Origin of the sequence: Vibrio sp. La 4.2.2 (assembly GCF_027586995.1) — a bacterium.
In the GTDB taxonomy this organism is placed as follows: domain Bacteria; phylum Pseudomonadota; class Gammaproteobacteria; order Enterobacterales; family Vibrionaceae; genus Vibrio; species Vibrio mediterranei.
Window position 1 is genome coordinate 632575 of sequence record NZ_JAPPTJ010000001.1, and the last position, 13408, is coordinate 645982.

Consider the following 13408-nt stretch of genomic DNA (forward strand, 5'->3'; position numbering starts at 1 on the left):
ATTTCGTATTTTACCCAATTATAAAACTAAGTCGAATAAATATAATGGGCGTTATCAAATGAAGTCATCGAATTGGGAGAAACAATAATGAACCGCGAAAAAACAACTTACGTCATTCTAGGTGGCACCTCAGGTATTGGAGAAGCTATCGCTCAGCTCGTTAATCACGAAGAGAATATCGTCCATGTTGCTAGTCGCTCAACTGGTCTAGATATCAGCAACGAGAAAGAGATGCACTGCTACTTCGAATCCATCGGTGCTTTCGACCACCTTATTGTCACTGCAGGATCAGCGGCGCCTGCAGGCAAAGTAACCGATGTAGCCATTGACGATGCTAAAGGAGCATTTGACGTCAAATTCTGGGGCTCCATCAACGCTGCAAAACAAGCTGCTCGCTTTATCAAGCCAAACGGCACCATTACGTTTACGACGGGCATGTTATCTCGAAAAGTCGTTCCTAACACTTATGCAAAAACCGCAATGAATGCCGCACTAGAAGCGGTGACAAAGATCTTGGCTAGAGAACTAGCGCCAATTCGCGTCAATGCCGTCAGCCCTGGCTTAACAAAAACCACCGCATACAAAGGAATGGATCAAACAACCCGCGATACCATGTACGAAAATGCCAAGAACAATCTACCTGTTGGCAAAGTTGGTGAAGCGCAAGATGTCGCAAAAGCGTATTTGTTTGCTATCGAAAACACCTATATGACTGGCGCCATTATTGATGTCGATGGCGGCGCGTTAATCAACTAAGTCAAAACCAAGCCTACTCTTATTACAGGTATTCATCATGAAGCTTTATATCTATGACCATTGCCCGTTCAGTGCACGTGTTCGCTACGTGGCAGGAATGCTCAACTTATCACTGGATATTGTCACACTAGATTATGACGACGACACAACTACAAAAAACATCATCGGCAGTAAGCAAGTTCCTGTGTTTGTCACAGGTAGCGGAAAAGCCATGGCGGAGAGTCTCGATATCATCGGTTATCTGCTCGACTTAGCAGATTCGGCAGAAAACAGTACGCCATCTCAAGACGTGATGAGATGGCAGAAGGATGCCTTCTTACCACTGCAGAAAATTGGATATCCACGTTGGAGCGCCTTGCCACTCAAAGAGTTCTCCACCGCCAGTGCAAAAAAAGCATGGCGTACTAAAAAAGAAACCTATGAGCTTAATTTCAACAGCTTGTTAGAAGACACATCGCAGATCGCCTCACAAGCAGAGGTGCTGATCACTCAGGCGAATGAACTTCTCCAACTAGGTACCGGAAGTCGCAGGAAATTGGTGGACGAGGCTATTGTATTTTCCATTTTAAGAGGCTTTTTCAGTGCACCTGAAGTGCGCTGGGAGCCAAGTGTTGCCGATTGGATGGTCACTCAAAGTCAAAGTACTCAGGTGAAGTTACTCAACAACGAACAATACCAATAACTCCGAAATTCAATATTTGTGGCCTTTGCCAGTCACGACGAAGGCTACGTAAGGTGTACGATTATGGAAAGCAAAAACTACGCAAATATTATCGTTTTCACAGGATTACTCGCCGCAGCAAGTGCCATCATTAACGCCGATCTTTACGATGGTACCTGGTCTGAAGTCGCTACCATTGCCGCCGCAATAATGATTCCCGTAACTGCCTACTTCAATAGGAAGAATGTCGCACTGTCTTTTCTTTTACCACTATTTTTTACCACCATTGTCGTTAGAAATGCTGATCAACATGATTGGTCAATGATTGGTTGGATAGCGGCAATATCTTATCTGCCGTTGCTCGCACAGTGTGTTGTAGTCCTGCGACGTACCTTTATCAAAGAAGGTCCGACAGAAACAGCATTAAGTATGCTGCGTATATTCATCGGTATGAACTGGTTAACGCACTGTACAGAAAAACTGTTTGTTTCTTCCCACGACGCTGGCTTGGTTAACTTTTTTGCCAACGGATTTGGTAACTTAGTGGTTGGACACCCATTAACGGATTCAACCGCCAATATTCTGATTGTGCTTGGCGGCCTAGTTGAACTGGCTACTGCTATTTCATTGGGACTAGGGGTACTTTCTCGGTTTGGAGCGTTCATGTCAGCAGGATATCTGATTGTTGCCCAGATAGTGGGTGGACACTTTGCCGTTGGTTATACGTGGATTTTACCGGGTGGAGGATGGGAATTGGCGTTCTATTACTTTATGGTCACCATACCATTTATGCTTCCAAACGTAGGTGGCTCTGTCGCTTTGGAACGGATGAAGTTCGCTCGCTCTTAATCAAGTAAAACAAGGGGGACTTACCATGTCCCCTTGTTCGATCACTACTAAAAACCAGTGCCTACTTGAAAATAAATGGCGTTATCCGATTCACTGGTAGCCACATCGATCCCTGCACGCAAGCCATAGCGACGGGCTATAAGGTAACGAAAACCAACACCATAGCTATAATGGTTATTGGTTGTAAAAATCGAGTCGCCATCATCAACGGCGGTACCTAATCCACCGAAAACAGAAGCTGACCAACGCATAGTCATTTGCCAAGTTAATTGGGTTTCTAACGAGGCTGTTGTGTCACCTTGGTATCGCTCTCTAGCAATGCCGCGCATATTGATATCAGGGTATACAGGTGTTGGTAAGTAACGCTCACTGGTACTTAGCGTGTTGTATTGCCCTTTGAAACCAAGGTTCCACGATTCTTTAATTGGAAAATAGTGTATCCCTTTAAATGTGAACGTATCAAAATCGTAGTCACTACCAAAACTCTTTCTAAACATGCGATATTCACCACTGTAATCCCCACCAGCAGAGGGGTATAAGAAGCTATTCCGTGTGTCATGTTCAACCAATAACCCCAGCATTGAAAATGTAGAATCTAATGAAGGATGGAACTCTCGCCGATGACGATCATGCTGACGTTCGATGGAATTTAGTGATAACGTAGATTGAATAAAAGCTTGTGAGATCCCTAATAACAATGGCGTGTCAGCGACTCTAAATTGCAATTTCTGTAGTTCTCCATACCCTTTCATATTCAGCTCAAACTTACTGACGTGTTCACCGCTACCATAGAAATCCATATTCACGTCACCATAAAATGCACCACCAAGATAGCGGATACTGTCACGCTTCCATGAGTGCCGATGACCCACAAATCCAGCCCAAGTACCATTATCTGTCCCAAAAGCACCACCTACAGTGATAGCTGGCGTTAGCAATTGTGCACCACCATTTACCGATGCCATCGACAACTTTCTACGCTTTTCTTTCTGCGCCTCCGATTCATGCAAGAATACTCCCATCACACCACCGCCATACCCAACGGCAGGTTCGGTCACGAGTATTGGTACAGGCAAAAAACCATAAGCATTTTCAGCTAGGTATTCGCCCATATCAAACTGATGATCAACTGGATCGGTAAAACTAGTAGCAACGCTTTGACTTGAAGCGATTGAAACCGTCAAAACAATAATAGAGAGGGAAGCTCTCACGGTAAGATCCTCGTTACTGGCAACATTAGGGAAAACAACTCATGTGTAAACGTTGGCGTATAATAACGAGGACGAAGATAAGATTTATCACTAAACAATAAGAGTGGAATAAAACTGAAATAGTGTATGACAATCAATCGCTTTATTTTTATTTTATCTAATCAGGCGGGCACTTACAGACCAGCCTGAACGAAAAACAGGTGCTCTCAGAGCACCTGTTTTTCATTAACTAAGCAATTTTACGAATAAAGTGCTTGTTCCGTCCTCAAACCTTTTATTAGGCTAAAACACATCAATAGCAGAACAAAAGTAAACGGCAGAGCCGTTGCCACCACGCCAGACTGCAATGCTTGAAGCGCCTCTTTACCGCCAATCCACAACATTACTGCTGCAATTGCCCCTTCAATACACGCCCAAAATATCCTCTGGGGTACTGGCGCATCAATCTTGCCGCCAGCAGTGATGCTATCGATAACCAACGAGCCAGAATCCGAAGACGTTATAAAGAAAATCAAAATAAGAACAATGGAGATCACGGACAAAATAGAACCAAATGGTAAAGCATCGTATACGTGAAATAGCGTTAATGAAATGTCGGTTAAACCATTCGCCCCCAACTCACCTACATCATTTGCCACTTGATCTATAGCGATCCCGCCAAATACTGACATCCATATTAACGTCACTGCAGTTGGAATAAAGATAACCGCTAACAAGAACTCTCGTACCGTACGTCCTTTCGAGACTCGAGCAATGAACATCCCAACGAATGGAGACCAAGAAATCCACCACGCCCAATAGAATACCGTCCAACCATGCATCCAGACAGTGTCTTCACGGCCATGAGGACTACTGAGCGCAATGATATTTTCTACGTAACCAAGCGTTGTATTCCAGATTGACGGCAGAGCGACATCCAGACTCACAGCCGTGACAAAAATCAGCAATAAGAAGGCCACAACCATATTGATGTTACTAAGAACCTTTACTCCACCATCAATACCACGCACCACTGACATAACCGCGATTAAGGTAACAAACGCGATCACCGCCAGTTGCATACCAATGCCACCGTCTAGACCAAATACATAGTTGATGCCACTTGTCGCTTGTTGAGCACCTAAACCCAGTGATGTCGCTAGACCAAACAAAGTCGCCAACACCGCCATGATATCAATCACGTGGCCTAGCCAACCCCAAGCTCGGTCACCGAATACTGGATAGAATGCTGAGCGAATAGATAGAGGCAACCCCTTGTTGTAGGTGAAAAACGCGAGTGATAACGCCACAATAGCGTAAATACCCCAACCATGGATGCCCCAGTGAAACAGCGTTGCCCCCATAGCAAGTGATTTAGCTGCTTCCGTATTGGGCTCTACATTGAGTGGTGTTCCCCACCAGTCAGTAAAATAAGCCGTTGGCTCCGCCACTCCCCAAAATAGTAAGCCGATACCCATACCAGCCGCAAACAGCATCGCCAACCATGAAATGGTTGAATGGTCAGTTGTTGCATTTTTACCACCGATACGAATTTTCCCAAGAGGAGAAATCAATAACGCGACGGCAAAGAATAGGAAAAAATTGGTTGCCCACATGAAGAAGACATCAAAGTCATTAATGATGCCATTTTTAAGACCATTGAGAGCGTTGAGTGCGGTTGCTGGCTCGACGATAAGAAGGGAAATTAGGCTGAGAATAACAAGCGCTGCGCTTGTTCCGAATACGGGGTTGTGTATATCGAAACCCCACTTTTGAATGTTGTCCTGACCTACTTGATAGTCAGTGGTTTCGATACTGTACTTCTTTAATGCATTGTCCATAAATACTACTACTACGTGTCCAAATTGCTTTCCTCGAAAAGGAAAAAACTAGAAACCGCCCTCCATTTAATTAGAACTCTAACAATTTATTTCGGACAAAATGCTATCACACGCACAAAAATGATTCAAATAGCTCAATTTTTCATAGTGAAAATTAGAAAACACTTAAAATCAGCCATAAAAAGCAATGAACTCTAATCATTAGAATACAAACTAATTGACATTGGACGTGCTTTATCCCACCAATCTGCATTAGTGAGAGCAGCGAATAACAGCATTAGCGTATGCCAGAAGTAACGAGGGCTATTTGGTCAGCTTTTCAGCAATAAGGTAGGTATGAAGCTCTGGGTGTTGGTCGAACTCCAAATGACGAATTGTGCAGCCAAGTTTAATGAAAAGCTCTAAAAAGCCATTAGTCCCAAGAGACGAGTAATACACTTCTGGCCCCATGAAATCATCAGTATGCTGCCCTGCTTCTTGTGTGCCTCCAAAAGAAAAAACAAACACACCGCCCGGATTTAGACTAGCAATAATCTTCGTTATAACAGTGACTTGCTGTTCTAGAGGAATATGCCAAATACTGTCCCATGCAGTGATAAAATCATAGTTACTTGGTAGATCAGCGATACAGATGTCTTGATGATAAAAGGGAACATCTGGATGACGTTCGCGAGCAAGCTGAATCATTTTACTCGAGATATCCATCCCCTCAGGTTGAAACCCTACTTGTTGCAACAGATTGATAAATCGTCCGGTACACCCACAACCGATATCGAGCGCCTTACCTCTAGACGAAATAAACTCAATCGCTCGTTTATGAGCTTCGATGCCATTATCGAGATTAAACTCTTCACTCAACCACAGGTGAGTAATCTGATCGTAAGCTTTCCCTATTTGTTCTGGCGTCATCTTGTTCCCAACTTGTCTATTTCCCTGAGTACTATTGCTATCTCACTATAAAACATATTGATGTTTAACGCTTTCTTTAGAGTGACCGCCAACGAATTTTGCAGAAATACCTTTAAGCCCATCCTAGACTCTTAATGACAAAATCCGAGGGAGAGTGAACATGCAGCAATTCTTGCGCCTAACATCCATCACGCACAGTTTTAAGGTGGGATTATCTCGGCGACTGATTTGGCGAGTGCTGTTCATCGCCATACTCAGTGCCGCGATTAACGCTGCTCAGTTCTATTTCTTTTACTCTCAAACGCTCGATGTGCTCGCTGAACAGCTCTCGTTTCAGTTGCTTCCCGAAGAGTTTGCAGCGGTAGCTAACTCCATGCCTTCAATGTACCAAGCCATGAGTAATTGGCTGATTTTATTACTGTTACTTCAATTAGCACTGGCAACGTGGGCGGGATGCTGGCTCAGCTACCGTCTTTATGGTCCAGTAGAGCGGATTCGACAAGCTCTGGTCGACATCTCCTTAGGTAAGCTAACGACAAAAGTGAAGACTCGGAGCGGTGATGAACTCAGCGACATTGCAGAAAATGTCAGTGACAGTGCCGCTCGCCTACAAGTGATCGTATTAAGCATGAAGCAAAGCCTTGATGGTCTAGATAGCAGCGCGATGACTCCAGAACAAACTGCTCACATCGAAATGGTTCGCAGTAATCTAGACTACTTTGAGACCATTGATGTTGGCCCATCCAATGAAGCCGAGCCGTCTAATGACTTTAACTCGGAACGCTAACTTGGCGTCATGGCAACCGTGGTTACTTACGTTATTGCTTACCTTATTACTCACCATGGGTAGTAGCCAAGCCATGAACGCTTCCCAAGCAATCGTCGGTCAAGGAATTCAACTGGTTCAAGTTGGACAAGTCACACAAGCCAAGTCAAAGTTGAACCAGTTGCCACAGCCTTATTCAGGAGAAGCACTATTCTTGGCAGCGCGTATTGCAGAAGCAGAAAACAACTGGACAACAGCGATGACCTTGTATCGCGAATATTTAGCCAGTAACCCTTTTAGCGTGCACCAATTAGAAGCAAGGGCGGCATTTGCACTATTGCGAGCCTATCAAAATGATCCGTTACTTGGCGACTTCTTCACTCTAGTTAAGCTACGCGACCTAAATCATATTCAGCAACTTCAAAACACTAGCGCCAGGCTATATGCCACACATCCGCAAGCGCCGTTGGCGATTCGCGGACAGCTTCTGACCGCATACAGTTTGTTAGAGCTAGCTCAACAACCCCAAACAGCACTGCAACTTTACCTTTCCATTGCAGAAGATACTCAGAATGCCGATGCAGATTGGTACATTCAGGCATTGTTTGGGGCGGCTTTCGCAGCCATTCGCGCCAACCGTTTACCGCTAGCCCAACGAGCTATCAATGACATACAGGGTAAATTGAACTCTAGTTGGGGCAGCCGCAACAGCCTGTTAGCGAGAAGTTGGCAACAGCGCATCAACGCCATGACCTTCATGTTGCCTCTCGCACAACAAACGACAGTATCAACAACGCCATTTTTATGGGGAGTCGGCGCAAGGTTGCTGTTAGATAACCCTGTAGGTAGTGGTAACAACTTCGCGCCAATCTGGCACACGCTTACCAATAATGATTTACGGGTAAACAGCGTCAGTTTGTGGATCACTCAGGACAGCGATTGGAACTGGCTGCGCACAGATTTACTTCGCGGCGCTCATTTGCATGGTTATATTCCTATGATTAATTACTGGTTTTTTGGTGACAAAATCAGCCCTGACTACGTCACTGCCAATCGTCAACGTTATCTTGAACAGATCAAAAACCAGCTGATTCCGTTGTTGCGAGACCTTCCTCAAGCCTATCTGATTTTGGAGCCTGAGTTTAATAAACAGGGTATTGAATCTTGGGACGAGTGGGATCCATTAATGCTGGAGGTGATCCAACTAATACGAAAAGGGGCACCGCAAGTTAAAGTAGGATTGGGGCTGGGTGATTGGGATAAACCCGGTGGCACACCGAGTTACGCAAGCGCTGAGCAAGCCATTGAAGCAAGTGATTTTGTGGCAAGTATGCTAATGCTCTCTAGTTATACTGAGCGGGCTCACGCCGCGCCAGATTGGTCCGCTTGGGTTCGAGCTTTACGACTAGGCGATAGGTTAAAAAAACGCTTCAACAAGCCGTGGATGCTGGCGTACTTATCAATCGCATCTCAACCAGCATGGGAGCAGCAGCAAGCGGTGGAGATTGAAAAGCTGGCATTTTATCTGCCGATGCTTCGTAGTCTTGGTCTGTTTGCCCTTAATTGGTTCTCTCTTACTGATGAACCCGAGCAGCAAGGTTGGTTTGCCGAAGCAGAGCAAAGCTTTGGCCTTCTTAAAGCCAGCTACCAACCTAAGCCCGCATTGGCTGACTATCAACAACTCATCAACGAGCATCGTAATGAAAAAACGCCTCAAGTTAAGCAGTTTCACGCCAAACTAATGGCAAATCGTCAGCTCGAAATCAAAGCTCAGTTAGCACACTGGACTCGCTGGGAAGTCGTTATTCAACAAGACACCAACACATGGCTTGAAAAAGGCGTTGGTGATGCCTTTACTATTCATTGGAATGGACAAATGCTGCCAACTTGGGCTGAAAATGGCGAGGTGTCTGTAACGCTGGTCCTCAATGGTACTATTCACAACTCACTGGTAACGAACTGGAACGTCCCTCTTAACTTCCACCAGCAAGCCTTCAATGAACAGGTTTCACTCAACAGATGGCAAACTTGGCAGCAAGCACCGGAACAGAGCATTGCACTTGAGCAGCTAAGTTCGGGTATTCCTGCAGCCATTGAGCTTGTTCTAAAGCGGCTTACTTCCCCTCAACTCGAGGCGCTGCATATCGGGCTCATAGACCAAATTGGCTTCCAACAAACCGTCTCCGCCTCTTCTTACGCCTATCAAATCGGTGATAGCATCGCCATTTATGTCCCATTGCAACAACTCAATCGACAATGGGTCAAATACGTCGACGGTAAACCAATATGGCGAGATAAACCCAGCGGCGTCATTTCTGTCGTATTACAAAATAGTAGCGCTGAGAATGTCGCGTTTGAAGTGAGTAGATTGAATAGCTTTGTTGATTAGCGTAGGTATCGGGGTAATACTCTGCTAGAATCGCCCGCCATAAAGCCACCTTGTATAAACATTTCTAGTTACTACCTCAGGGCTGACAACTAGGTTGTATCACTGTACCGCACACTTGATTAATAGGCATAACCATGATGACAGATGAAGAAAGAATCGAACTCCAACAAAATAACCCGTTACATGGCCTTAAATTAGAAACAATGTTGCAAGAGCTAGTGGACTTTTATGGGTGGGACATTCTTGACACAGCGATGCGCTTTAACTGCTTTCATACTAACCCGTCGATTGCTAGCAGTATGAAATATCTCAAGAAGACCGAGTGGGCACGAGAAAAGTTGGAGAACTTCTATCTGTATCGTTTTAAGCGTATGCCTCGAGCCTCTACTGAAGAGTACGATTTACCGCCACGTGCGCGTACTTTTCCTCATGGATTAGAACCTAAAGAACCAATGGCACTGACGGTTGATTCTATTTTGAAGTCTCAAGCGAAAGCTGCCTCTGCTTTCAAAAACCGCTCATCTCGTGGACGTCATTCTCGCTAATAAGCACATTCATAAACTATGAATAAACAACAGCCGCAACCTTTTTAAGGGCGCGGCTGTTATGATAATAAATAGCAAGAAATTTGCTTACAGAGACTTCACTCGTGTTGGTAGAAACACTTCTCCCAACATACATCTCACGCTACCTCCACCAATGTTCTCAATGGTAGAAACATCAAAAGGAAGCAGTTTTCCGTGGGTAGACAATTGCTGTTTTTGTGCGGGACTGAACGCATCGAATGCGGATTTAGACATCGCGATCACCTTGTCACCATTAACCGTTTCAAGTTGCAAAATATTGCCGCAAAACTGATTAACTTGCTCAAGTGTAATATCAATCACCTGCTTTGTGTTTGCCAAAGACTTCACTACAAATCGACGTTCGTATTCAGGGATCACTTCTGAGCAAATCACCGCAAAGTGCTCACCAACTGCCATCATCACATTGGTGTGGTAGATCGGTTGCCCAGATGGCAGCGCCGTTTGAAATGATACGACGCGATGATAACCAATGCGCTTGGCGTAGTCTTCGAGTGCTTCACGCTCACATCGTTGAGAGAGTGCCGCATAAATCGTTTTGTTAACATGGTCTTTTACCATCACACCCGTGCTCTCCAAAAAAGCACCTTGCTCGATGTAATTGGTCAACGAGTCCACAGCGACTACTTTTCTTCCCGCAGCTCCAAGACTATCAATCAGCGCCTGTGGCCTCACTTCTTGTTGCCGATTCTTACAAGCCATAGGGAAGGTATAGAAGGCACCTTCATGGGTGGTGCTAAACCAGTTGTTCGGAAAGACTGCATCAGGTGTTTCACTGGCATCCATAGGATAGTCAAACTCAACCACTTGAACGCCAGCGCGGCGCAAGCCAGAGACCATCGCTTTAAACTCAGACATTGCATTTTGCTTTACAGAATCGGCATCAAGAGAAACTTGGTGTTGAAATTCATTATCGGCTGCCGTCTGTGCATTAAAACCAAACTCTTTCGGCGGTACCATCACCACACAATTGGCATTTTGAACTGATCGACTAAGATGCGTCGGCTCAGCTGTTTCGATACTAACTGTCATTCCATGATTCATAGAGGGTCCACTTAACTACTTTTGCGTGCAACAATCTTTAAATTGTAAATAATGTGTTAAATATTAATTTACTGAATACGTGTTTTTTTCGTTTTCTCTCCACCGTTAATTACTGGATATTTAAAAAAATACAGTAATAATCACTGCCACCTATATTGTAAACCTAACTTCATCAGCGGAGTAAGGTAACGGTAAGGTGAGAGTCACAGCCAATATTCTGCGGTTAAATTGCTACAATTGTTGAGCAGTTTGGTTAAAGGTTATACACTGTTTCATATCTGAATTTTCAGATTTCTTTCTCTTGTTCTAACCTGCGAAATGGATCTTTCGCCATGTAAAATTACATTATAAATTCGCTCTTACTATTACTCTTATCCTCGGATTGGAGGATTTTTTGTCTCTTCTCGAAAGCTCGAATTAACGTTGAAACACGGGCTTTCTAACGATTTAGGTGAATCATGTTTAAGCGCTTTGAAAATTTCACAGAAGCTTTTCCAAAGCAAGAACCCGATCAGCCGCCTGAGGGCATTTTTGCGTTTTGTCGACACTACACGCGTGGCTTTGAAAAACCATTACTGCTTATGGCGCTGCTCAGCACGACAGTGGCTATTATCGAGGTTGCCCTTTTTGGATTTATGGGTGAGCTTGTTGACTGGCTGACTTCGAGTAATCCTGAAACCTTTATGGATGAAAACGGCGCAACACTAATGTGGTTGGGCTTGGTGATACTGTTTGTAATGCCTGCGTTAATCTTGGTGTATTCATTAATTACGCACCAAACCTTGCTCGGCAACTACCCAATGTCTATCCGATGGCAAGCGCACCGCTACTTACTCAAGCAAAGCTTATCGTTTTATCAAGATGACTTTGCTGGACGTGTTGCTACTAAGGTGATGCAAACGGCACTTGCTGTACGTGAAACAGTCATGAAGACGGCGGACGTGTTTATCTATGTTTCCGTTTACTTTACTTCCATGTTGGTGATTTTGGCGCAAGCTGATTTACGCCTAATGTTACCTATGCTGTTTTGGCTTTTTGCGTATATTGGTATCCAAATTTACTTTGTACCAAAGCTCAAAAAAGTAGCGTCAGAACAAGCCGATGCGCGCTCTTTAATGACAGGTCGTATCGTTGATAGTTACACCAATATCTCTACAGTTAAACTGTTTTCGCACAGCCGTCGTGAAACTGAGTATGCAGAAGAAGGTATGGAAGGCTTTTTAGATACCGTTCATCGTCAAATGCGTTTGGTAACTGGCTTTGACGTTGCCGTTCAGCTGGCCAACTACATTCTACTGTTCTCGATCGCAGCGATTTCTATCTACCTATGGATGGGCAGTGCGATTACCGTCGGCTCAATTGCTATCGCAATCAGTTTAGCACTGCGTATTAACGGGATGTCGATGTGGATCATGTGGGAAGTAGGTGCACTTTTTGAAAACATGGGTACGGTCGTTGATGGTATTAAAACTCTATCAAAACCTATCGCTATCCAAGACGCACCAAATGCTAAACCAATTAAGGTCGATCAGGGCGGTATTGAGTTCGATGACGTCAGCTTCCACTATGGTGAGAACAAAGGTGTCATCAGCAATTTAAACCTCAATATTAAGCCAGGTGAGAAAGTCGGCTTAGTCGGTCGCTCCGGCGCAGGTAAATCCACCTTAGTGAACTTGCTACTGCGTTTTCACGATGTTGAAGGTGGCAGTATTCGTATTGATGGACAACCCATTGATAAAGTTACCCAAGATTCACTGCGCAGCAAGATCGGAATGGTGACGCAAGACACGTCGCTGCTTCACCGCTCAATTCGTGACAACATCTTATATGGTAAGCCTGATGCGAGCGAAGAAGAACTTTTGGCTGCTACTCACCAAGCTCATGCTCATGAGTTCATCGATACCCTAACCGACCCATTTGGTAACGCAGGCTACGATGCTCAAGTAGGTGAACGTGGTGTAAAATTGTCTGGCGGTCAAAGACAGCGTATCGCTATCTCGCGCGTACTGTTGAAAAACGCACCGATTCTTATTTTGGACGAAGCCACCTCAGCACTTGATTCCGAAGTAGAAGCGGCCATTCAGGAAAGTCTCAACGAGTTAATGGAAGGGAAAACGGTTATCGCGATTGCGCACCGACTCTCTACTATTGCCGCAATGGATCGTTTGATTGTTCTGGATAAAGGTGAAGTCATTGAGGAAGGTTCTCACCAAGAGCTTATTAACCACGGTGGTATCTACGCGCAACTATGGGCTCACCAAACTGGTGGTTTTATAGGTGCGGATGAGGACAACGAACAAGATATCGTTGCCTAACCCTCACCCCTGTGAAAAACGGAGCCCATTCGAGCTCCGTTTTTTTATCAACAAAAGCAAACGATTACGTGACATAAGGTATATTTTTAGCGCCAATTAATTCG

At 44.7% G+C, this 13408-nt stretch carries 11 protein-coding genes; 7 read left to right on the forward strand and 4 right to left on the reverse strand.

Annotation, left to right across the window (positions count from 1 at the left end):
* Positions 1-87 precede the first annotated feature (87 nt).
* The 3 genes from OH456_RS02865 to OH456_RS02875 all read left to right on the forward strand — a co-directional run bounded on the left by OH456_RS02865 (position 88) and on the right by OH456_RS02875 (position 2266).
* Positions 88-756, forward strand: a complete 669-nt coding sequence (locus tag OH456_RS02865) for an SDR family oxidoreductase (RefSeq protein WP_031494637.1) — start codon at positions 88-90, stop codon at positions 754-756.
* 37 nt (positions 757-793) lie between these two features.
* Positions 794-1438 carry a glutaredoxin 2 gene (grxB, locus tag OH456_RS02870; protein WP_006070163.1) on the forward strand — a complete coding sequence of 215 codons (645 nt, stop codon included), beginning with the start codon at positions 794-796 and terminating at the stop codon, positions 1436-1438.
* A gap of 63 nt (positions 1439-1501) precedes the next feature.
* Positions 1502-2266, forward strand: a complete 765-nt coding sequence (locus OH456_RS02875) for a DoxX family protein (RefSeq protein WP_270032753.1) — start codon at positions 1502-1504, stop codon at positions 2264-2266.
* A 47-nt stretch (positions 2267-2313) separates the two neighbouring features.
* Here the strand turns inward: OH456_RS02875 and OH456_RS02880 are convergent, their stop codons facing one another.
* The 3 genes from OH456_RS02880 to OH456_RS02890 all read right to left on the reverse strand — a co-directional run bounded on the left by OH456_RS02880 (position 2314) and on the right by OH456_RS02890 (position 6206).
* On the reverse strand, positions 2314-3477 hold the full coding sequence (locus OH456_RS02880) for a glyceraldehyde-3-phosphate dehydrogenase (RefSeq protein ID WP_270032755.1): 1164 nt from the start codon (positions 3475-3477) through the stop codon (positions 2314-2316).
* A 239-nt stretch (positions 3478-3716) separates the two neighbouring features.
* Positions 3717-5297 (reverse strand): BCCT family transporter, encoded by a 1581-nt coding sequence (locus OH456_RS02885; RefSeq protein ID WP_270032756.1) that lies wholly within the window; start codon positions 5295-5297, stop codon positions 3717-3719.
* 303 nt (positions 5298-5600) lie between these two features.
* Positions 5601-6206 (reverse strand): class I SAM-dependent DNA methyltransferase, encoded by a 606-nt coding sequence (locus OH456_RS02890; RefSeq protein ID WP_240205773.1) that lies wholly within the window; start codon positions 6204-6206, stop codon positions 5601-5603.
* Between the two features lie 160 nt (positions 6207-6366).
* On the opposite strand from OH456_RS02890, the gene OH456_RS02895 reads away from it, so the two are divergent.
* From OH456_RS02895 to OH456_RS02905, 3 genes are all read left to right on the forward strand, one after another.
* Positions 6367-6993, forward strand: a complete 627-nt coding sequence (locus OH456_RS02895) for a hypothetical protein (protein ID WP_252039452.1) — start codon at positions 6367-6369, stop codon at positions 6991-6993.
* On the forward strand, positions 6971-9361 hold the full coding sequence (locus OH456_RS02900) for a hypothetical protein (protein WP_252039451.1): 2391 nt from the start codon (positions 6971-6973) through the stop codon (positions 9359-9361). Before OH456_RS02895 ends, OH456_RS02900 begins: the two co-directional genes overlap by 23 nt.
* A gap of 134 nt (positions 9362-9495) precedes the next feature.
* Positions 9496-9906: a VF530 family DNA-binding protein gene (locus OH456_RS02905; RefSeq protein WP_270032757.1), complete on the forward strand. Its 411-nt coding sequence runs from the start codon at positions 9496-9498 to the stop codon at positions 9904-9906.
* 87 nt (positions 9907-9993) lie between these two features.
* On the opposite strand, the gene OH456_RS02910 is transcribed toward OH456_RS02905, so the two are convergent.
* Positions 9994-10977 carry an arginine deiminase-related protein gene (locus OH456_RS02910; protein WP_063604717.1) on the reverse strand — a complete coding sequence of 328 codons (984 nt, stop codon included), beginning with the start codon at positions 10975-10977 and terminating at the stop codon, positions 9994-9996.
* A 470-nt stretch (positions 10978-11447) separates the two neighbouring features.
* On the opposite strand from OH456_RS02910, the gene OH456_RS02915 reads away from it, so the two are divergent.
* On the forward strand, positions 11448-13304 hold the full coding sequence (locus tag OH456_RS02915; RefSeq protein WP_270032758.1) for an ABC transporter ATP-binding protein: 1857 nt from the start codon (positions 11448-11450) through the stop codon (positions 13302-13304).
* The last annotated feature ends 104 nt before the right edge of the window (positions 13305-13408 follow it).

Bases quoted from the DNA above. Each gene is read 5' to 3' on its own strand.
- OH456_RS02905 (WP_270032757.1), top strand. From the start codon at position 9,496: ATGATGACAGATGAAGAAAGAATCGAACTCCAACAAAATAACCCGTTA.
- OH456_RS02865 (WP_031494637.1), top strand. From the start codon at position 88: ATGAACCGCGAAAAAACAACTTACGTCATTCTAGGTGGCACCTCAGGT.
- OH456_RS02875 (WP_270032753.1), top strand. From the start codon at position 1,502: ATGGAAAGCAAAAACTACGCAAATATTATCGTTTTCACAGGATTACTC.
- OH456_RS02910 (WP_063604717.1), bottom strand. From the start codon at position 10,977: ATGACAGTTAGTATCGAAACAGCTGAGCCGACGCATCTTAGTCGATCA.
- OH456_RS02885 (WP_270032756.1), bottom strand. From the start codon at position 5,297: ATGGACAATGCATTAAAGAAGTACAGTATCGAAACCACTGACTATCAA.
- grxB (WP_006070163.1), top strand. From the start codon at position 794: ATGAAGCTTTATATCTATGACCATTGCCCGTTCAGTGCACGTGTTCGC.
- OH456_RS02895 (WP_252039452.1), top strand. From the start codon at position 6,367: ATGCAGCAATTCTTGCGCCTAACATCCATCACGCACAGTTTTAAGGTG.
- OH456_RS02915 (WP_270032758.1), top strand. From the start codon at position 11,448: ATGTTTAAGCGCTTTGAAAATTTCACAGAAGCTTTTCCAAAGCAAGAA.
- OH456_RS02890 (WP_240205773.1), bottom strand. From the start codon at position 6,206: ATGACGCCAGAACAAATAGGGAAAGCTTACGATCAGATTACTCACCTG.
- OH456_RS02900 (WP_252039451.1), top strand. From the start codon at position 6,971: ATGACTTTAACTCGGAACGCTAACTTGGCGTCATGGCAACCGTGGTTA.